The organism is Streptomyces sp. NPDC056452, from assembly GCF_042796085.1.
Lineage (GTDB): Bacteria > Actinomycetota > Actinomycetes > Streptomycetales > Streptomycetaceae > Streptomyces.
This window is the reverse complement of the sequence record NZ_JBHTRI010000010.1, coordinates 143,919-165,614: the sequence shown is the minus strand read 5'-3', so window position 1 is coordinate 165,614 and position 21,696 is coordinate 143,919. Positions and strand designations below refer to the sequence as shown.

The 21,696-nt window shown below is 74.8% G+C and carries 5 protein-coding genes and 1 pseudogene; 2 read left to right on the top strand and 4 right to left on the bottom strand.

All coding sequences use genetic code 11. The features are described from left to right. Positions 1 to 31 precede the first annotated feature (31 nt). The 3 genes and pseudogenes from ACFQ6X_RS12900 to ACFQ6X_RS12890 form a co-directional block, all read right to left on the bottom strand. Positions 32 to 4,930 carry an SDR family NAD(P)-dependent oxidoreductase gene (locus tag ACFQ6X_RS12900; RefSeq protein WP_383180249.1) on the bottom strand — a complete coding sequence of 1,633 codons (4,899 nt, stop codon included), beginning with the start codon at positions 4,928 to 4,930 and terminating at the stop codon, positions 32 to 34. Next, a pseudogene (locus ACFQ6X_RS12895) lies at positions 4,927 to 10,377 on the bottom strand (SDR family NAD(P)-dependent oxidoreductase); the annotation flags it as partial. The pseudogene ACFQ6X_RS12895 and the gene ACFQ6X_RS12900, both read right to left, overlap by 4 nt. Positions 10,378 to 10,441: 64 nt before the next feature. Beyond that, positions 10,442 to 17,218: a type I polyketide synthase gene (locus tag ACFQ6X_RS12890; RefSeq protein WP_383180246.1), complete on the bottom strand. Its 6,777-nt coding sequence runs from the start codon at positions 17,216 to 17,218 to the stop codon at positions 10,442 to 10,444. 358 nt (positions 17,219 to 17,576) lie between these two features. On the opposite strand from ACFQ6X_RS12890, the gene ACFQ6X_RS12885 reads away from it, so the two are divergent. Beyond that, entirely contained in the window at positions 17,577 to 18,863 is a 1,287-nt protein-coding gene (locus ACFQ6X_RS12885; RefSeq protein WP_383180243.1) for an NAD(P)/FAD-dependent oxidoreductase, read from the top strand. Positions 18,864 to 18,867: 4 nt separating this feature from the next. Further along, the gene (locus ACFQ6X_RS12880; RefSeq protein ID WP_383180240.1) at positions 18,868 to 20,106 is read left to right on the top strand and encodes a saccharopine dehydrogenase family protein; all 1,239 of its coding nucleotides are present in this window, start codon (positions 18,868 to 18,870) and stop codon (positions 20,104 to 20,106) included. A 58-nt stretch (positions 20,107 to 20,164) separates the two neighbouring features. Here ACFQ6X_RS12880 and ACFQ6X_RS12875 read toward each other — a convergent pair whose 3' ends face one another. After that, positions 20,165 to 21,676 carry an AMP-binding protein gene (locus ACFQ6X_RS12875; protein ID WP_383180237.1) on the bottom strand — a complete coding sequence of 504 codons (1,512 nt, stop codon included), beginning with the start codon at positions 21,674 to 21,676 and terminating at the stop codon, positions 20,165 to 20,167. Between the last annotated feature and the right edge of the window lie 20 nt (positions 21,677 to 21,696).

Here is a 21,696-nt window from a genome sequence, read left to right as displayed (position 1 = left end):
TTGTGCACGTGACCGGCCGTTCCGGGCCGGTTCAGCGGCGGCGGCGGGCCGCGGCCTGCAGACCGGACCGGCGCAGGCGGGCCCGGTCCTGCGACCCGGTGCCGGGTCCGGTCCGCGCTCCCCCGTCCTGCGGGGGGTCCACCGTCCGGGCCAGCGCGGCGATGTTCGGCGCCTCGAAGAGGATGTGCGGCGGCAGTTCGACCCCGCCGAGCGTCTCCCGCAGCGTCGCCAGGATCCTGATGCCGAGCAGGGAGTTGCCTCCCAGCTCGAAGAAGTTGTCGTCGACGCCGACGCGTTCCAGGCCCAGCGCGTCGCACCAGACCTCGGCGATCCTCGTCTCGGTCGGCCCGGACGGCTCCTGGTAGGGCGTCATCAGCTCCGGCCGGGGATAGCGGGCTCCCTGCCCGGTCCCCTCGCCGAGGGGGGCGGTCAGGGCGTCCACGGTGTACCAGTCGCTGAAGCGCACCATGGTCGGCAGGTCCTGGGTGGACACCAGCACCTGGGGTTCGCCGGTCGCCAGCGACCGCAGCAGGCTGCGCCAGCCCTCCGCGAAGCCGATGCCGACCTCGGCCCGGTGCGTGCGGAAGAACGCCTCCAGGCTCCGGTCGTACGATTCCAGGCCCTCGTCCCAGGCGTTCCAGGTCCACTCGCCCCAGTTGACGGACAGGACCCTGCGGCCGGGGGCGGCGCATCGCTGCGCGTAGGCGTCCAGGTAGGCGTTGGCCGCACAGTAGGCGACCTGTCCGGGGCCCCCGCCGGTCGCGGAGGTGATCGAGGAGAACAGGACGAGGAAGTCCAGGGGCTGTTCGTCGGGCTCGCCGATCTGCAGGGCGGCGGCGATGGCGCGGGTTCCGGCGAGTTTGGGCGCGAGGACCCGCTCGATGTCGTCCCGCTCCTTGAACTGCATCAGTCCGGTGCCGGCGACGCCCGCGGCGTGCAGGACCCCGTGCAGGGCGCCGAACTCGGTGCGGGCCACGTCCACGGCACGGCGTACCGCGTCGGGGTCGGCGACGTCGCCGACGACGATCTCGACCTCCGCGCCCAGTGCGAGCAGCTCCGTGACCCGGGTGACGCGTTCGCGTACGACCGGGTCGCTCTCCTCCTCGCCGGACGCGACGGCGGCCCAGCGCTCGCGCGGCGGCAGCCCGTTGCGGCCGAGGAGCACCAGCCGGGCGCGGCAGTCCCTGGCCAGGTGTTCGGCCATGCCGAGCCCGATGCCTCCCAGGCCGCCGGTGACGAGGTAGACCCCTCGTTCGCGCAGCACACCGCGGGCGGTGTCGAGGGGGGCGGGCGGGACCGTCCCGTACCCGGACACCCAGCGGCGGCCGGAGTGCAGGGCCACGACCGCAGCGGTGCGCGGGCCCCGGAGTTCCGCCACCACCTGGGCCGCCGCCGTGCCGGGCCGTACGTCGACGAGCCGGGTCCGGACGCCGGGGTACTCCTGGGGGACGACCAGCAGCGGACCGAGCAGGGTCGCGGCCGCGGGGCGCAGCCCGGCCTCGTCGAGCACCCGCTGGGTGCCGGCGGTCACCAGGTCCAGGGACCAGGAGTCCAGGGCGAGTTCACCCGCGGCCCTGGCCAGCGCGAGCACCGTGTGCAGGCCGTGCGCGAGGACCGTGTCGTGGTCCTCCTCGCGGCTCCCGCCGTGCGCGGGCACCGCGGTGCCGTCCTCGGCCCGGTCCGTGAGGGTCCACAGGTGGACGGCGCGCTCCAGGGGGAGACCGTCGGCGCGCAACGCGGTCAGCAGGGCGACCATGTCCTCGGCGCTGCCGGGCCGGACCGTGTAGCCCCCGGGGGTCTGCCGGAAGGCGGTTCCCGGGCGGACGACGGAGACGCGGGCGCCGGACGCCCCGCCGGCGGTGAGGAGCCCGGCGAGGATCTCGTCCGCGGCTCCCTCCTTGCTGAGGACCAGCCAGTGGCCGGGCTGCCGGGCGTCCGGGGCGGGCGGGACGGTCTGCCGCCACACCGGCAGGGACAGCCACTCCTCCTCGGGCAGCCGGGGTATCCGGGTGATGTCCTCCAGCGAGGCGGGCCGCAGCGGGACGGTGTCCGGGGACTCCGTCGTCCCGGTCGTCCCGCCCGCCCCGTCCTCGATCCAGTAGCGCCTGCGCTGGAAGGGGTAGGCGGGCAGCGGGACCGGTGGCGTCGTACCGGCGGCCGCCGCCGGGTCGCCGCCGTGGTGGGCGGGCCAGTCGATCGTGACGCCGGTCAGCCACAGGCGGGCCAGGCAGTCGGCGAGCGTCTCGTCGGCCGGGCGGGGGTCGGTGGCGGCCGGCAGGGTGGCGGTGATGAGCGGCCAGATCTCCGGCGGGCAGCCGAGGCCCCGGACCATGGCGCCGAGGGACGGGCCGGGGCCGATCTCGACGAGGGCGAGTCCGGGGTCGGCCAGGAGGGTGTCGGCGCACTCCGCGAACCGTACGGTTTCGCACATGTGGCGTGCCCAGTAGGCCGGGTCGCACACGAGTGTCCCGTCGACGGGACGCCCGGTGACGTTCGACAGGTAGGGCAGGACCGGCGGGTGCAGCGTGATGTTCTCGGTGACCCACGCCGTGAGCTGACCGCTGAGCGGGGCGAGCATCCGGGAGTGGAAGGCGTGGGTCGTCGCCAGCGGCCGGCAGGGCGTTCCGGCGGCCCGCAGTTCCTCGACGAGTTCCCGTACGGCGCTCTCCGCCCCGGCCACCACGACCGATTCGGGTCCGGCGGCCACCGCGATGTCCACGCCTCGCCGGTCGAGGTCGAAGCGGTCGCCCAGGGCCTTCGGGGAGAGCGGCACAGCGGCCATGGCTCCGGGCGCCACGGTGGCGATGAGCTGTGCGCGCCTGACCACGAGGGCCAGTGCGTCGTCCAGGGAGAACACTCCGGCCAGGCAGGCCGCGACGTACTCGCCGAGGCTGAAGCCGAGCATCGAGGACGGTGTCACGCCCCAGGCCATGAGCGTACGGGCCACGGCGTAGTCCACCGCGAACATCAGCGGCTGGACCACCTCGGTGCGCTGCATCTCCTTCTCCCGCGGATCGACAGTCGTCGCCCGGCCGAGGAGCGCCGCCAGATCGCCGCCGCCGCCGATGCGCGGGCCGACGAGCAGGTCCGCGTGGTCGACGTGGGGCATCAGCCGGGAGAGCCGGTCCAGGCACGCGTCCAGGTGCTCCCTGAACACCGGTTCGCGCCGGTGGAGCTCGCCGACCATGCCCGGGTACTGCTCGCCGACCCCGGCGAGGAGGAACGCCGCGCGTCTGCCCCGGGTGGTGTCGGTCCTGCCCAGCAGGGGCGCCGAACCCTTCTCGCCCGAAAGGGACGCGGCCGCCGCGGCGGTGCTCGCGGCCACCGCGACACGGCGGTGCTCGAAGGTCTTGCGGCCCGTCTGGAGGGTGCGCGCGACCGAGGACAAGGGTGTGCCGGGGGCGGCGGCGAGATGCGCGCCGAGCCGCCGAGCCGCCTCGTCGGCCGCGGCGGGCGCATGGGCCGAGAGCGGGAGGACCCGGTAGCGGCGGCTGCCGGCCGCCGGCCCCGGTGCGGGCCCGTCGGTGCCGGAGGGGGCCGCGGCCAGCACGACGTGCGCGTTCGTGCCCGACCAGCCGAAGGAGCTGACCCCCGCGACCAGGGACCGTCCGGTCTCCGGCAGCCGGAGGAGCCCGTCCGCCGGGCGCAGCGCACCGCTGGGGGGTACGGCCGTGCTGGGCTCCGTCACGTTGAGGTTCGGCGGCACGGTCCCCTTCTCCAGGACCAGCACCGTCTTGATGAGCCCGGCCATGCCCGCCGCCGCCTGGGTGTGGCCGATGTTGGTCTTCACCGCACCGATGTGCAGGGGCCGGGCGGGGGATCTGCGGCCGAACACGTCGTCGAGGGCGCCGAGTTCGATGGCGTCGCCCAGCGCGGTGCCGGAGCCGTGCGCCTCGACGTAGTCCACGTCGTCGGGGGCGACCCGCGCCGCGTCCAGCGCCCGCCGGATCACCTCCACCTGGGCGCTGCGGCTGGGCGCGGTGAGGCCGTTGCTCCGGCCGTCCTGGTTGACGGCGGAACCGGTGAGGACCGCCCGGACGCGGTGGCCGGCACGGCGCGCGTCGGACAGCCGGGTCAGCGCGACCATGCCGCCTCCCTCGCCGAGGAGGTATCCGTCGGCGTTCGCGTCGAACGTCCGGCACATGCCCTGCGGGGAGAGCATCGAGGTCGCGCAGCCGGTGGCGTACACGTCCGGGTGGATCACCAGCGAGCCGCCTCCCGCCAGGGCGACGTCGCACTCGCCGCGGCGCAGGGCCGCTGCGGCCAGGTGCACGGCGACCAGGGAGGACGAGCAGGCGGTGTCCAGGGTGACCGTGGGGCCGTGCAGGTCGAAGTGGTAGGCGAGCCGGCCGGCGACGACGCTCGCGGCGCTGCCCTGCCCGAGGAAGGGGTCGGTGACGACGCCTGCTCCTTGGCGGTCCCCCTGGAGCCGCCCGTACTGGAGGCTGTCGGAGAAGCCGACGAGTACACCCGTCCGGCTGCCCGCGACGGCGGAGGCGTCCAGCCCGGCGCTCTCCAGCGTCTCCCAGAGCAGTTCCATGAGGAGCCGCTGCTGCGGGTCCATGCGGACGGCCTCGCGCGGGGAGACCCCGAAGAAGTCGGCGTCCCAGCCGGCGATGTCGTCGAGGAACGCCCCCCTCTGCGTGTACACGCCGTGCCGGTCCACGTACGGGGTCAGGTCGAACCGTCCGTCCGGCACCTGGTCGGCGGCGGCGCTGCGGCCCTGGGCGAGCAGGTCCCAGTACGCGTCGGGGGTGTCCGCCCCGGGGAACCGGCAGGCCATGCCGATGACCGCGATCGGCTCGTCGCCGGCCGTCTCCGCCTCCGCGAGCCGGCGGCGGGCGTCGGCCAGTTCGGTGGTCGCGCGCCGGAGGTACTCGCGCAGCCGCTTCTCGTCCGTCATCTGTACGCCTCTCGTGGGGCCGCTCATTCGCCGGATCCCTCGGTGAGGTGCTGGTCGATGAAGGCGAAGATCTCTTCGTCGGACGCGGCTCCGAGCTCGACGGGAGAGGGGCCTCCCGCGGAGTCGGCCCTGATGCGGCCGGCGGCGGACTGCAGCGCGGCCGCCAGGCGTTCGCGCTGTCCCGTGTCGTGCTCGTCGAGCAGGGCGGTGACCTGGGCCAGGGCCTCGCGCAGGACGTCCTCCGCGCTCGGCGGGGGCGGGGCCAGCTGTTCGAGGAGGTGTCCGGCGAGAGCCGTGACCGACGGATGGTCGAAGACCAGCGTCGGCGGGAGCTGGAGCCCGGTGTCCGCGTTCAGCCGGGCACGTAGTTCGAGCGCCGCCAGCGAGTCGATGCCGAGTTCGCTGAAGCTCCGCTCGACGTCGAGCGCCTCCGGGTCCCCGTGTGCCAGCACGGCCGCCACGTGCGCGCAGACCGCGGCGACGACGGCCGGGCCCGCTTCCGCGGCGGGCAGCCCCGTGACCTTCTCGGCCAGGCCGGCCCGGCCCCGTCCGGCGGCGGTGGCGCGGCGTGTCCTCACGAGGTCCCGGAGCAGCGCCGGGACGTCGTCGCCTGCCTCGGACCGGGCCCGCAGGGCCGCCTGGTCCCACCGCGTGGCCACGAGCAGCGGATCGCTCATGCCGGACTCGGTGAGCGCCGCGTCGAACAGGGCGAGCCCCTGCTCTGGGGTGAGCGCGGCCACTCCTGCCCTGGCGAGCCGGCGTTCGTCGGCGGCCGTCAGCCCGGCGGCCATTCCGGCCGGGCCCGACCACATGCCCCAGGCGACGGACACGGCGGGCAGCCCTTGGTCGCGCCGGTGGCGCGCCAGGGTGTCGAGGAAGACGTTGCCGGTCGCGTAGTTCGCCTGTCCCGCGTTGCCGAGCACTCCGGCGAGCGAGGAGAACAGGACGAACCTGCGGACGGGGAGGTCCGCCGTCAGCTCGTGGAGCAGCCACGCCGCGTCGACCTTGGGGGCCAGTACCGTGGCGAGGCTCTCGGGGGTCAGCTTCTGCACCATGGCGTCGTCCAGGACGCCCGCCGCGTGGACGACGCCGACCAGGGGCCGGTCCTCGGGCAGCGAGGCGAGCAGAGCGGCCAGGGAGGAGCGGTCGGTGACATCGCAGGCGGCGATCTTCACCGTGGCTCCCGACTCCGTGAGACGCGCGGCCAGTTCGCGCGCGCCGGGGGCGTCCGCGCCGCGCCGCGAGGTCAGCACGAGGTCCCGGACGCCGAACCGCTCGACCAGGCGGGCCGCCACGAGGGCGCCGAGCCCACCCGTGCCCCCCGTCACCAGCACCGTCCCGGTGTCGAGTCCCGCGTCCCGTGCGTCGTCGCCGCTCTCCGGGGTGCGGCGCGCGATCCGCGGGACGACGAGGTTCCCTTCGGCGTCGAGGGCGAACTGCGTCTCGCCCGCGGCGACGCCGGCGGCGAGCGGCCCCCAGGCCCCGAACTCGGGCCCGAGGTCGGCGAGTACGAAGCGCCCGGGGTGCTCGGCCTGCGCGGCCCGCACCATTCCCCAGACGGGGCCCGAGGTGAGCGCGGCCCGTTCGGCGCGCACCACCAGGCGTACGTCCGCGAGGCGTTCGTCGGCCAGCCAGTCCTGCAGCGTGCGCAGTGTCCGGGCCGCGGTGCCGTGTACCCGGGCGGCCAGGGTGTCGTCCTCCCCGGCCTCGGCGGGACAGGTGAGGACCACGAAGTCGGGCCGCTCGCCCGCGTCCACGGCCGCGCCCAACGCGGCGAGCGTGCCGTAGGCGGTGAGCCCTTCGACGGGGGCTCCCAGGGCGGCCCAGCGGGCGGGCCCCTCGGCGCGGTGTGCGCCGAGCGGCGTCCACAAGAGGCTGTGGTGCCCCACGGGTCCGACGGCGCCGCCGGCCGCGGCCGCCAGCGCGGCGGCGTTCACCGCGCGCACCCTGAGTTCCTCGATGTCGAGCACCGGCTGCCCGGAGGCGTCCACGGCCCGCACGGTGAACCCGTCCGGACCGTTCGCGGCGAGGTGGACCCGGAGCAGTCCGGCCCCGGGGGCGTGCAGCCGCACTCCGCGGAAGGCGAACGGCAGCCGCAGTTCCTGCGAGCCGGCTTCGGCGATGTACGGGTGGAACGCGCTGTCCAGCAGGGCCGGGTGGAGGCTGAAGCCGTCGGCTGCGATGCCGTCGGGCAGGGCGACCTCCACGTACAGGTCGCCTTCGTGCCGCCAGGCGGCCCGCACGCCGCGGAACGCCGGGCCGTACTCGTACCCGAGTTCCGCGAGCTGTTCGTACACCCCGTCCAGGGCGATCGGGGTGGCGCCCGTCGGCGGCCACTGCGCGGACCGGCCGGCCGCACCGGGGCCGCCGCCGTCGTCGGGCCGGTCCTCGTCCCACGTACCGGAGGCGTGCCGGGTCCAGGCGGCGTCCTCGTCCTGCCCCTCGGCCCGCGAGTACACCTGTACGGAGCGGTCCGTGCCGTCCAGGACGACCTGCAGCGCCAGGGACTCACCGGCCGGCAGCACCATCGGCGACTCGAAGACCAGTTCCTCGATGCGTCTGCTCCCGCCCGGTCCCACGACTGTCGACGCGAGGTCGAACAGGGCGGTGCCCGGCACCACCACGGTCCCCGCCATGGTGTGGTCCGTCAGCCACGGCTGCAGGTGGGCGGAGATCCGGCCGGTGGCCACGACGCCGCCGTTCGCCAGATCGACGGCGACCGGCAGCATCGGGTGGCCGGTCTGCCGCTGTCCGGCTCCCGCCGCGTCCGCGGCCGGGGCGGAGGACAGCCAGAAGCGTTCGCGGTCGAAGGCGTAGGTCGGCAGGTCGACGACCGCGCCGCCCTCGGCGGCGGCCGACCAGTCGACCGTCGTCCCGGCGACGAAGGTCTCGGCGAGGCAGGCCAGCAGGCCCTCGGGCTCGGCGACACCGCGCCGGCACATGGGCGTCACGGTGGCGGGCCGGCCGTCGAGGCACTCGGCCGCCATGGCGGCGAGCACCGGCCCGGGGCCGACCTCGATGTACGAGGTGACTCCACCGGCGGCCAGCCGGTCGATCATCGGCGCGAACTGCACGGTCCCGCGCACCTGGTCCACCCAGTACTGCGGGTCGGCCCACGACCGGTCGGCGCCGAGGTCGCTCTCGTACGCCAGATGCGGTTCGGCGAAGGCCAGTTCCTTGAGCGTGAGCGCGAACTCCTCGAGCATCGGCTCCATCAGCGGCGAGTGGAAGGCGTGGCTCACCCTCAGGCGTGCCGTGCGCCGGCCCTGCTCCTTGAGCTGTGCGGCGATCGCCAGGCAGGTCTCGCTGTCGCCGGAGAGCACCAGTTGGGCGGGCCCGTTGACCGCGGCGACGGAGACCAGGTGCTCGCGTCCGGCCAGCAGCGGCGCCACCTCGTCGGGCGAGGCCGCGACGGCGACCATCGCCCCGCGCACGGACAGGCGCTGCATCAGGCGGGCGCGGGTGGTGACGAGCCGGGCGGCGGTCGCGAGGTCCCACACCCCGGCGACGTGGGCGGCGGCGATCTCGCCCACTGAGTGGCCGGCCACCCGGTCCGGGTGGATCCCGAAGGAGGTCAGCAGCCGGTAGGCGGCCACCTGGAACGCGAAGAGCGCGGGCTGCGTGTACTGCGTCTCGTCCAGCTCTCCCGAGCCGCTCCCGTCGTCCTCCCACATCACGTCCCGCAGCGGGCGGTCCAGGTGCGGGTCCAGGGCCCGGCACACCTCGTCGAACGCGGCGGCGAACACCGGGAAGGCCCGGTGGAGTTCCCGGCCCATCCCCGGTCGCTGACCGCCCTGGCCGGAGAAGAGCAGGGCGGGAGCCGTCCTGCCCCGCGCGACGCCGGAGACCGCCCCCGCGTCCGGGGCGCCGTCGAGGTGGGCGGCGAGGCCGCGCAGGAGCGCGGCGCGGTCCCCGCCGAGCACGACGGCCCGGTGCTCGAAGACCGCGCGCGTCGTGGCGAGGGAGTGGGCGACGTCCAGCGGGCGGAGTCCTGTGTCGGCCGAGACCCGTTCGCCCAGCCGCTCGGCCTGGTGGCGCAGGGCCGTGGCCGTGCGCGCGCTCAGCACCCAGGCGAGCGGGGCAGCCGTCGGGGTCCCGGTGGCCGGGGACGCGGGTGCGGTCTCCGGCGGCTCCGCCAGGATGAGGTGGGCGTTGGTGCCGCTGATGCCGAAGGAGGAGACCGCGGCCCTGCGCGTCCGCTGCCCTCTCGGCCAGTCCCGTGCCTGGGAGAGCAGTTCGACCGCGCCGGACTCCCAGTCCACCCGGGGGGAGGGTTCCTTGACGTGCAGGGTCTTCGGCAGCTTCTCGTGCCGCATGGCCATGAGCAGTTTGATGACGCCGGCGATTCCCGCGGCGGCCTGGGTGTGCCCGAGGTTGGACTTCACCGAACCCAGCAGCAGGGGCCGGTCCTGCGCACCGCGGCGTCCGTAGGTGGCCAGCAGGGCGTGCGCCTCGATCGGGTCGCCGAGCGGGGTGCCGGTGCCGTGGGCCTCCACCGCGTCGACGTCGTCCGCCTCCAGGCCGGCGTCCGCGAGGGCCTCCCGGATGACCCGTTCCTGGGACGGGCCGTTGGGCGCCGTCATGCCGTTGCTCGCGCCGTCCTGGTTGATGGCGCTGCCCTGGACGACACCGAGGATCCGGCGGCCGTTGCGCTGTGCGTCGGACAGCCGCTCCAGCAGGAGCATGCCGACGCCCTCGGCCCATACGGTGCCGTCGGCGTCCCCGGAGAAGGACTTGCACCTGCCCTCGGGCGAGAGCACCCGCTGCCGGGAGAATTCCACGAACGGGTCAGGGGCGGCCATCACGGTCGCTCCGCCGGCCAGCGCGAGGTTGCACTCGCCGCTGCGCAGGGCCTGCACCGCCAGGTGCGTGGCGACCAGGGAGGAGGAGCACGCCGTGTCCAGCGTGATCGCGGGCCCTTCGAGACCGAAGGTGTACGCGATCCGGCCCGAGCCGACGCTGTCGGTGCTGGAGACGAGCAGCGTGCCCTCCAGGTCTCCGGGCACCGCGCCGATGAAACGGTTCGAGTACGCCTCGTACATCAGGCCCGCGTACACGCCCGTGCGGCTGCCGCGCAGCACCGCGGGGTCGATGCCGGCCCGTTCGAACGTCTCCCAGGTGGTCTCCAGGAGCAGCCGGTGCTGCGGGTCGGTGGCCAGGGCGTTGCGCCGGCTCATCTGGAAGAACGTGGCGTCGAAGTCCGCGGCGTCGTGCAGGAAGCCGCCGCGGGTGAGGTAGGTCGTGCCGAGGGAGTCGGGGTCGCTGTCGAACAGCTTCTCCGCGTCCCAGCCGCGGTCGGCGGGGAAGTCGGTGATGGCGTCGGTGCCGTTCGCCACCAGCTCCCAGAGGTCTTCCGGGGTGCTGACGCCTCCGGGGTACCGGCAGGCCATGCCGATGATCGCGACGGGCTCGTGGGCGCGCGCGTCGGCGTCGGCCAGCTGACGCCGGGCGTCGGCCAGTTCACCGGTGACCCGCTTGAGATACTCGCGGAGCTTGTCCTCGCCTGCCATCTGGAACCTCTCGCCTGTCTGCTCTGCCTCAGAGCCGGTGGTCGGTGTACTCGAAGGTGTCCGCGTCCACGGGGGCGTCCCCGTGACGGCTCCCGCCCGTGTCCGCGGCGGTGCCCGCCTGTCCGGCCGGCGTCCGGAGCTCCGGCGGCCGGAGCCGGCCGAGCAGGTAGTCGGCGAGCGCGTGGACGCTCGGGTGGTCGAAGACGACGGTGGAGGGCAACCGCAGGCCGGTCTCCTCCAGCAGCATCTCCTCCAGTTCGAGGGCGGCCAGGGAGTTGACGCCGAGGTCGTTGAAGGCCCGGTCGGGGTCGACGTCGTCCACGGTGTCGTGTTCCAGGACGGTGGCCACCTGTTCCCGTACGAGGTGGACGAGGAAGTCGCGTCTGCCCCTGGCGTCGAGCACCCCGAGCCGTGCGCCGAGCGGTCCGGTCCACGCCGCGGCGGCCGGGGCGCCCTCCCCGTCCCGTGGCGGAGGGGCCGCCTCGGAGGGGGTGGGTGCGGGAGCCGGCTCCGGGTCGCGGGCCCATCCCGTTCCGTCGCCCGTGGCGAGCGGCCGGAGGGTCACCGCGTCCGCGCCGGCGATCCAGCGCCCGTCCGCGTCGTGGAGGGCCACGGCGCAGGTGCCGTCGGGCTGCCCGGTGAGCCGGGCCCGCAGGGTGGTGCCCGTCGGGCCCGATGCGGTCCGGACACCGCTCCAGCGGAACGGCATCCGCGCCACGGACCCGTGCGCCGGGGGTTCACCGCCGGACGGGGGGTTCTCCGCCCCGGCGAGGAACGCGAGCACGTGCAGGGCGTCGTCCGCCCGGGCCTGGGCGGAGGGTGTGCCGGCGTCCGGGCCCGGCGCGGGCAGCCCGATCTCGGCGTACACGCCGGTGCCGTCACGCCAGGCCGCTTCGATGCCGTGTCCCGGGCCGTCGGCCGGGAACGACGCCGGGTCGATGCGGGTCGCGCCCTGCGGGGGGCCGGCCGGGAGCACTTCGGGCTCCGGTCCGGTGTCCGGGCCGAGCAGCCCGGTCGCGTGCAGGGTCCATTCCTCCGCCCGGCCGGCCGAGGGCCGGGAGTGGACCGTGACCTCGCGCCGGCCGTCCTCGTCGGCTCCGCGCACCGTGGTCTGCACCCAGGTCGCGGGGTCGCCGTCCAGGGGCAGCGGCAGCGGTTCGGTCAGGGTCAGCTCCTCCACCCGGGACAGGCCCGCCGCCCGTGCCGCCCGCAGTGCCAGGTCCAGGACCGCCGTGCCCGGGACGAGGGTGTTCCGTCCGGCCGCGTCGCCGTGGCGTCGCAGCGCGGTGGTGGCAGTGAGCTCTCCGGTCAGGAGGTGACCGCCGGTGTCCGCGACGGGGACCACCGAGTCGATCAGCGGGTGCCGGGGCGACTGCGCCACCGCGGCGCGGGCCGGCGCGGACAGCCAGAAGCGCTTCCGGTCGAACGCGTAGGTCGGCAGCTCCACGTGCCTGGAGGCCGGACCGAGCAGGGCGCTCCAGGAGACGTCGGCGCCCCGCGCGTGGGCCGCGGCCGCCGCGGCGACGAAACGGGGTGCGTCCCCGTGGCCGCCGTACGGTACGACGCGGGCGGTCCGCGCGTCACCGTCCCGTCTGCCGAGAACCGCTTCGATGTCCGCCGCCGACCGTGGTGCCGGGGAGAGTTCGACGTACAGCGAACGGCCCGTGCCGTCGAGCGCCCCGAGCGCGCGGCCCAGCGGGTCGGGGCCTGCGGGCGGCGCGGTCCGGTCACGGCGGGTCAGGTCCTCGGGCGTGACGAGCGTTCCGGTGTCGGCCGACCAGACCTCGGTGTCGGTGGGCCGGACTGACGCCCCGTCGGGAAGCCGGCCGGTGGCGACCAGCCGTACGGCGTCGGCGAGAGTGAGGACGCCCGCCACATGGGCGGCGGCGGTCTCCGCCGCCCCTGCGGCGAGTACTGCCGAGGGTTCGATCCCGGCCGCCCGCCAGACGGCCGCGAGCGCGCACTGCACCGCGAACCACGCCGGTCCGGCGACGTCGGGGGTCTCAGGGCCGGGTGCGCCCGGCGTGCCGAGCAGTACGTCGGCCGTGGACCAGCCGGTGACGGGCGTCAGCACTGCGTCGCAGGAGCGCAGCCGGTCGGCGAACGCGGTGTCGGTGCGCAGGAGTTCGGCGGAGCTCGCCGCCCAGTCCGGGGCGCGGCCGGGAAGCACGAACACCGTCCGGGTGCCGACGGGGGCGACGCCCCGGGAGACGGCGGCGTGCGGCCGGTCCTCGGCGAGCGCGGCGAGCGCGGCACACAGTTCGTCCCTGCTGTCGGCGATCACGGTCGCCCGGTGGGCGAAGGCGGGACGGCGGGCCAGGAGCGGGCCCGTAGCCCGCAGTTCGGGCTCGGGCGCCCGGTTCGCGTGGCGGTGGAGCCGCTCGGCACCGGCGGCCAGCGACGAGGCGGTGCGGGCGGAGAGCGGCCACACCAGAGGTCCGCCGGCCGACGGGTCCGGGGCCGGCTCACCGGTGGGCGGGGCGGCTTCCAGGATCAGGTGGGCGTTGGTGCCGCTGATGCCGAAGGAGGAGACGGCGGCGCGGGCGGGCCTGCCGGCGGCGGGCCAGTCGCGGGATTCGGTGAGCAGGCGCAGTCCGCCGGCGTCCCAGTCGATCTTCGGGGTGGGGCGGTCCACATGGAGGGTCCGCGGCAGGGTGCCGTGCCGCAGGGCCAGGACCATCTTGATGACACCGGCGACCCCCGCCGCGGCCTGGGTGTGACCCAGGTTGGACTTCACCGAGCCGAGCCACACCGGCCGTTCGGGGGTGCGCCGGTGCCCGTAGACGGCTTGGAGCGCCTCCGCCTCGATCGGGTCGCCCAGCGAGGTGCCCGTCCCGTGCGCCTCGACGGCGTCGACGTCGTACGGCTCCAGCCGGGCGTCCGCGAGGGCTCCTCGTATGACGTCCTGCTGGGCCTCCCCGTTGGGGGCGGTCAGTCCGTTGCTCGCGCCGTCCTGGTTGACGGCGGCGCCCCGGATCACGGCGAGGACGGGGTGCCCGGCGCGACGCGCGTCGGAGAGGCGTTCGAGCAGCAGGACGCCGGCCCCCTCGGCGAACGCCGTGCCGTCCGCGCCGTCGGCGAAGGCCTTGGCCCGCCCGTCGGGGGCGAGCCCGTTCTGCCTGCTGAACTCCACGAGGTTGCCGGGGCCCGACATGACGGTCACGCCGCCCGCGAGTGCGAGCGAGCACTCCCCGGTGCGCAGGGAGCGCACGGCGAGCTGGACGGCGACCAGCGAGGAGGAGCACGCCGTGTCGACGGTGAGCGCGGGTCCCCGCAGACCGAAGGTGTACGCGATGCGCCCGGAGGCCACGCTCAGTCCGTTGCCGGTGAGCATGAGTCCTTCGCTGGCGCCCGCGGGTTCGTGCAGCCGTGGCCCGTACTCGGCTGCCATGGCACCGATGAAGACTCCGGTGTCCGAGCCGCGCAGCCCCTCGGGGGCGAGGCCCGCCCTCTCGACGGCCTCCCACGAGGTCTCCAGCAGCAGCCTCTGCTGGGGGTCCATGCCGCGGGCCTCCCGGGGGCTGATCCCGAAGAAGGAGGCGTCGAACGTGTCCGCCCCGCGCAGGAATCCGCCGTGCCCGGTGACGCACCGGGCGGATCCCTCCGGGCCGCCGTCGGGGAGGAGCGCGTCCAGGTCCCAGCCCCGGTCGGCGGGGAAGGGGGAGATCACGTCGGCGCCGTCCGCCAGCAACCGCCACAGGTCGTCGGGGGTCTCGACGCCGCCCGGGAAGCGGCAGCCCATGGCGACGATCGCGATCGGCTCCGAGGCGTGGTCGGCCCGGTCCGGTGCGCTGTCCGCGGCGTCGTCCCGGTCCCCGCCCGTGCCGCCGAGCCTCGAGTGCAGGTGTCCGGCGAGGGCGCGCGGGGTGGGGAAGGCGTAGACGAGCCCGGTGGGCAGTGAGAGGCCGGTCGCGGTACGGAGCCGGTTGCGCAGTTCGACCGCGCCGATCGAGTTGAGTCCCAGGTCCTTGAACGTCCGCTCCGCGTCGACGGCTTCGGCGCCGGAGTGGCCGAGCAGGGCCGCGGCGGTCGCGGTGACCAGCCGCAGGCACGCCCGCCGGGAGGTACCGGCCGGCCCGGCCACCCGGTCCGGCTCGGCGGCCGGCGCGGGAACGCCGGTTCCGGCGGCGGCCGGGCGGTCCGCGAGCGCCCCCGCGGGACCGGCTCCCAGCCAGTGCCGCCGACGCTGGAAGGCGTACGTGGGCAGGTCGGTCAGGCGCGCGCCGGGCACGTCGCAGCGGGTGCGCCAGTCGACGTCCGCGCCCTGCACGAAGGCTTCGGCGAGGCTGCGGAGCACCCGCTGCTCCCCGCCCTCGTCCCGGCGCAGGGTGCCGACCGCGGCGACCTCGCGGCCGGTCTCCTCGGCCGTCTCCTCGATGGCGGGCACCAGCACCGGGTGGGGGCTGCACTCGACGAACAGCCGGGTGTCCAGGTCCAGGGCGTGACGCGTCGCGTCGGCGAACCGGACGGGGTGCCGCAGGCTGCGGAACCAGTAGTCCGCGTCGAGTCCCGCGGTGTCCATCGGCTCACCGGTGAGGGTGGACACGAAGAGCGTGGGCACGGACCGGGGCGCGACCGGGGCCAGGAGGGAGAGCAGTTCGTCACGGATCGCGTCGACGGCGGCGGAGTGCGAGGCGTAGACGACGGGGATGGTCCTCACCCGGCAGCCGTCCGCCTCCAGGAGGCCCCGGAGCAGGTCCAGCCGGTCCGTGGCGCCGGAGACGACGATCGAGCCCGGCCCGTTGACCGCCGCGACCGTCACGCCGTCCACGGAGCGCAGCGTCCGCTCGACCGCGGCCTCGGACGCGCCGCGGACCGACATCATGCCGCCGCCCCGGAGGGCGTTCAGGGCACGGCTGCGCAGGGCGACGACGCGGGCGCCGTCCTCCAGACGGAGCGCGCCGGTCACCGTCGCCGCGGCGATCTCGCCCTGCGAGTGGCCGATGACGAGGTCGGGGGTGACCCCGGCGTGACGCCACACCTCGGCCAGCGAGACCATCACCGCCCACAGGGACGTCTGCGTGACGTCGTTGCGGCCCGGGTCGGGCGCCCCGGGCGTTTCACGGAGCACGTCGAGCAGCGCGAAGTCGGTGAACGGCCGCAGTGCGTCGGCGCATTCGGCGATCCGGTCCGCGAACACCGCGGACTCGTCCATGAGCCGCCGCGCCATGCCCTGCCACTGCGAGCCCTGGCCGGGGAAGACGAAGGCGGTCGGGCCGCCCGCGCCTGCCCGGCCGGTCACGACGGATGCCGCGGGCTCCTGGGAGTGCAGCGCCCGTGCCGCCGCCGTCAGTTCGTCGCGGCCGGAGCCGAGCAGTACCGCCCGGTGCTCGAAGCGGGTCCGGGTGCGGACCAGGGAGAGCGCCACGTCCGCGGGTTCGGCCGACGGGTGCGCGGCGAGGTGCCCGGCCAGGTCCTCCGCCCGGGCCCGCAGCGCGTCGGGGGTCCGGGCGGTCAGCACCCAGGGGGCGCCGGCCGCCGGGGGCACGGGGCGCGGGGCGGCGTCCCGGGGCGGGGCCTCGGCGAGGACGAGGTGGCAGTTGGAGCCGCCCATCCCCCAGGAACTGACCCCGGCCACCAGGCGCTTGTCGGGACGCGGCCAGTCACGCGAGGACGTCACGACCCGCAGCCCAAGGGCGTCCAGGGGGATGTCCGGGGGCGGGGCGGTGAAGTGGAGGCTGGGAGGCAGCTGCCGGTGGACCAGGCCGAGAATCACCTTGAGCAGTCCGGCGACGCCGGCCGCGCCTTCGAGGTGCCCGATGTTGGTCTTGACCGAACCCACCAGCAGCGGGGCGTCCCGCGGGCGGTCCGCGCCGAGCGCGGCGCCGAGCGCCGCCGCCTCGACCGGGTCGCCGACCCGGGTGCCGGTGCCGTGCAGTTCCACGTACTGCACGTCGGCCGGCGCGACCCCGGCGTGCCGGGCCGCCTGCCGGACGACGTCCTCCTGGGCCTGTGCGCGGGGGACGGTGAGGCCGTCACCGCCTCCGTCGTTGTTGACCGCGCCGCCGAGGATCAGGCAGTGCACCTCGTCGCCGTCGGCGAGGGCCGCGGAGAGCGTCTTGAGGACGACCAGCGCACCGCCCTCGCCCCGGACGTACCCGTTGGCGCGGTGGTCGAAGGTGTGGCAGCGGCCGTCCGGGGAGAGGCCTCCGAAGCCGGCGATCATGTCGCTGGTCTCCGGTACGAGGTTCAGGTTGACGCCGCCGGCGAGCGCTGTCCGCGCGTCTCCCCGGCGGAGGCTCTCGCAGGCCAGCTGGACCGCGAGGAGCGAGGAGGACTGGCCGGAGTCGACGGTCAGGCTCGGTCCGCGCAGACCGAGCGCGTACGACACCCGGTTGGCGATCATGCCGCGGTGCACGCCCGTCAGGGTGTGCGGACCGACGGCGCCGGTGCCGAGCCGGTCGTGCAGCAGTGCGTAGTCCCCGGTGATGGCGCCGACGAAGACGCCGGTCGGCGTGGCCTCCAGCGTGCTCGGGTCGATGCGCGCCTGTTCCACGGCTTCCCAGGCCAGCTCCAGCGTCAGGCGCTGCTGCGGGTCCGTCGCGGCGGCTTCGAGGGGGGAGATCCCGAAGAAGTCCGCGTCGAAGCGGTCGATGTCCGGCAGGAAGCCGCCCCTGGCGGGGTGGTCGCCCTGGCCGCTGCCGGACCGGTCGGGCCATCGCCCGGCGGGTACCTCGGTCACCGCGTCGGTTCCCGACCGGAGCAGGTCCCAGAACGAGACGGGGTCGGCGGCGCCCGGCAGTCGGCAGGACATGCCGATGACGGCGACGGGTTCCTGGACCGGGAGTTCAGCCTCGGGAGACATAGGACTCCCCCACACGCTCGTTCTTGACCTTGACCACGTGAAGTTCCGCTCGTCTGGGTGACACGGGAATCCGGTTCACGCCCTGGAGAATCGAGTTACCGTTCGAATGAGGAACAGAAAAGCGTGGTCAGTCTTGAACGGGCCCCTCACCCGGTCAACGGCCGTACCGGTGGCCACAATCGGTGGCCGGAAGTGGCCGCCGGGCCCCTCTGGACTCCACGGCGGGCCCCGCACAGGCTCGGTTCCCGATCGGTGTGGTGTGCGCCCCGGGCCCGCCCTCCGGCACGTCGCCCCTGTCCCGCGTGTGCCGTTCTCCGGTCAACCCCGCCCGCAGGCACCGACCACGAAGGACCAGACCATGCAGCCCAGCAAACCCCGCGTCGCCGTCGTCGGCGCCGGAGTGGCCGGAATCTCCGCCGCCTACGCCCTTCGCGAGCGGGCCCGGATCACGCTCTTCGAGGCGAACGACCGCCTCGGCGGTCACGCCAACACGGTCGAGGTCCAGGACGACGGCCGGACGCTCGGCATCGATTCGGGATTCGCCGTGTTCAACCCCCGCGACTACCCGAACCTCTGCGCGTTCCTCGAGGAACTCGGCGTCGAAGCGGTCGTGCACCGCGGCGCGTTCAACTTCTACGACCAGGACACCGGCCTGGTCTACGGAACCGCCGAACTGGGCCTCGAGGAGGAGGAAGTGGCGGCCCGCTTCTCCCCGGAGTTCCTGAACATCTGGCGCGAGGCCAGGCGCTTCCGCGCCGAGGGCCGGCGGGACTACTACCGCAGGCGTTCCGACGTCCCGCTGGGCGAGTACCTGGACCGCGGCGGATACAGCCAGGAGTTCCGCCACTCGTACATGATCCTGCTGATCTCCGCCGTCTGGTCGGTGCCGGCCGAGCTGGTCTGGGAGATGCCCGCCCGGACCACGATCGGCTTCTTCGTGAGCCACGGGGAGGAGGGGCTGGGCGGCGGTCACGTCGACTGGCGCACCGTCAGCGGCGGTTCGATCTCCTACGTCCGCAAGGCGGTGGCCGCCATCGGCCCCGAGCTCCGCACCGGCGAGCCGGTGACCGGGATCCGGCAGGAGAGCGACCACGTCGTGGTGACCACCGACCAGGGATCGGAGCGATTCGACTACGTCGTGGTGGGTACCCACGCCGACGAGGCCCTCGCGATGATCACCAACCCGAGCGAGCGCCAGAAGCACGTCCTGGCCGCGGTCCGCTACAACGCCTCGCCCATCGTCGTGCACACCGACGCGTCCCTGCTGCCGCCCGAGCGGTCCCGCTGGGAGGCGTGGAACTACGGCAAGGTCACGGTCGACGGCGCCGCCCGCACGTACGTCACCTACTACTCGAACATGCTGCACGACTTCACGTCCGAGAAGGACTACTTCGTCACGCTCGACTACCCGGCCGACATCGACCCGGCCTCGGTGATCGCGGAGTTCCGCTACACGCACCCGATCATCGACAACAGCGTGTGGGAGGTCCAGAAGGACATCTACCGGCTCAACGAGGGCACCCGGCTGAAGCTCTGCGGCTCCTACTTCCACGTCAAGGAGACCGAGCTGGACAAGCTCGGCTTCCACGAGTCGGGGCACGTCTCCGGCAAGGAGGCCGCGGCGCAGCTCCTCCGGGAGCTGTGATCCGGTGGCAGCGGCCGACCGCGCGCTTCCCGGCCCCGAGTTCGACCTGATCCTCTGGGGAGCGACCGGGCACGCGGGCCGCTTCGCCGCCGAGGCACTCGCGAGCAGACCCGGACTCCGCTGGGCGATCGGCGGCCGCGACGAAGCTGCGCTGCACGCGCTCCGCGAGGAGCTGGGCGCGCCGGCCGGGAACGCGGTGATCGTCGCCGACGCGCGGGACACCGCCGCGATGCGCGCGCTGGCCGGGCGGGCCGGAGTCGTCCTCAGCGCCGTCGGACCGTACCGGCTGTACGGCTCCCCGCTCGTCGAGGCGTGCGCGATGACCGGCACCGACTATGTGGACCTGAACGGCGAACCGCTGTGGATGCGCCGCATGATCGACCGGTTCCAGGAGCAGGCGCGGCTCAGCGGTGCGCGGATCGTCTTCTCGTGCGGTTTCGACTCCCTGCCGATGGAGACGGGCGTGCAGGTGCTCCAGGACGCGGCCCTGCGCAGATGGGGCGTGCCGCTGCCGCGGGTCGACTGCCGCATCGAGTTCATCCGCTCCGAGGGCTTCTCGCCGGGGACGGTGGCCTCGCTCCGTGACTCCGCGGCGGCCGCCGCGGCCTCCGGACAGCCGGACGCGGAAGGCCCTTTCCTGCTGGCCCCCGGTTTCCGCGGCCCGGCGCACACGCCCGCCGTGCGCCCCCGCTTCGACGGGGAGCTGGAGCTCTGGACAGCGCCCTGGGCCATGGCGGGGGTGAACACCCGTGTCCTGCACCGCTCCAACGCCCTGCGGGACCACGCGTGGGGTACGGACTTCGTGTACGACGAGACGGTGATCGCCGGCCCCGGACCGGACGGACGGGCGGCCGCGCGGTCCCTCGCCCGTGCTCTGGGCGGCACGGCGGACGGCGTCGGCACCGTCACCGCCGGCGCCGACCGCAACCACCCGGAGGCCGCGTACCGGCTGTCGCTCACCGGGCACGCCGGCGACCGCCGTCTGTACGCGACGGTCGCCGGCACCGGGGACCCCGGATACCGGTCCGCGGCCCGGATGGCGGTCGGCGTGGCGGACTGCCTCGTGGACGGCCGCCCCGGCCCGAACGGCGGCATGTGGACGCCGGGCGCGCTGCTCGGTGACGCCCTGACGGAACGCCTCGTCGCGGCGGCGGACATGACCTTCACGGTCTCCCCGCCCGGCGCGGACGGCACCTGGCACAGGTCCGGCCGCCCCGGCGGCACGACCGACGCCGCGCGCTGACATCCCGTACGCCCCGTACGCCCGGCAGGCCGTGACTCTGCCGGGCGTACGGGAGGGTCTAGGCGTTCTGGGCTGCCCGTTCGGTCAGCGCGCGCCGGTCGATCTTCCCGTTGCCGTTCAGGGGCAGCGCCTCGACCCGTTCGATACGGCGCGGGATCAGCGCCTTCGGCAGGATGCCCACCAGTTGCTCGCGGAGCGGCGCCGGATCGCCGCCACCGGTCACATAGGCCAGCAGCACGCCGTCGACGGCCAGGACGACCGCCCCGTCCACGCCCGTGCAGCGGCGCAACGCGTACTCGACCTCGCGGAGTTCGATCCGTACACCGCCGATGTTGACCTGCTGGTCGTCGCGGCGCAGGTAGCAGAACTCGCCGTCCGGCAGTCGGCGGACCACGTCGCCGGTGCGGTACCAGCGCTCGCCGTCGACGTGGAGGAAGCGTCCTTCGTCGTCCGCCGGGTCCAGGTATCCGCCGAGCATCTGCGGTCCGCTCACGCACAGTTCCCCGGTCTCCGGCGGGCCGCCGTCCGGTGCGAACAGGACGTGGCGCAGCCCGGCATGGAGACGTCCGATCGGGACGATGCCGTTCACGGCCGCGGCCCGGGACGCGGCCGGGTCCCAGGTGTGCGTGGCACAGGACACCGTGAGCTCCGTCGGGCCGTACAGGTTGTGCAGCGCCGAGAGGTCGGCGGCCTCCAGCCATGCCTCGGCGTCGTCCACCATGAGGGGCTCACCGCAGAAGAGACTGCGGCGCAGGGTGGGCAGCGCACCGCCCTTGAGGCTCCCCGTCCGGCGGGCGGTCGCGATGACGCTGGGGGCCGAGAACCAGACGGTGAGGCGGTGCCGGGTGATGAAGTCGGCCAGCCGGACGTAGGCGCCCGCGGGGACCGCCACCAGGGTTCCGCCGCACCCCCACGCCGCGAACATGTCGAACAGGGCGAGATCGAACGTCAGGCTGTTGGCCTGCGAGAAGACGTCGTCGGCGGTGAAGCCGAACTGCTCGTGGACGACCGACAGATAGTGCCCGATGTTCGCGTGCGAGATGGGGACGCCCTTGGGCCGCCCCGTCGAGCCGGACGTGAACATGATGTAGGCGGGCCGGTCGGCGACGGCGGGCGGCGGCCCGGCGACCGGGGACGCAGCCCCGGTCGCCGCTTCCACGACGGCGATTCCGTCGAGTACCTCGGCGAGTTCATCCAGCCGCTCCGCTCCGGCGTCGTCCACGACGAGGGCGGTGACGGCGGCCGCGGAGATCATGGCGCGGAGCCGCTCCGCCGGGAAGTCGGGCTGGAGCGGCACCACGGCCGCGCCCGCGTAGAGGCCGGCCAGGAACCCCGAGTAGGCCTGTTCGCTGTGGTGGGCGAGCACGCCGACGCGCGTCGTGCCCGGGCTGCGGTCGAGCAGCTCCCCGGCCACGGTCCGGGCGCTCAGGTCGAGTTCGCGGTACGTGCGCACGGCGCGGCCGACCCGCAGCGCCACTCCGTCGGGGGACAGCGCCAGGCCGCGCAGGAACCAGCCCAGCAGCCCCGCACCCTCCCCGTCCCGCGGCACGGTCTCATCGGGTTTCGTCATCGCCCTCTCCGTTTCCTCTT

Excerpts from the sequence above, each read along its gene's own strand:
- ACFQ6X_RS12900 (WP_383180249.1), bottom strand. The coding sequence starts at position 4,930 with ATGAGCGGCCCCACGAGAGGCGTACAGATGACGGACGAGAAGCGGCTG.
- ACFQ6X_RS12890 (WP_383180246.1), bottom strand. The coding sequence starts at position 17,218 with ATGTCTCCCGAGGCTGAACTCCCGGTCCAGGAACCCGTCGCCGTCATC.
- ACFQ6X_RS12885 (WP_383180243.1), top strand. The coding sequence starts at position 17,577 with ATGCAGCCCAGCAAACCCCGCGTCGCCGTCGTCGGCGCCGGAGTGGCC.
- ACFQ6X_RS12875 (WP_383180237.1), bottom strand. The coding sequence starts at position 21,676 with ATGACGAAACCCGATGAGACCGTGCCGCGGGACGGGGAGGGTGCGGGG.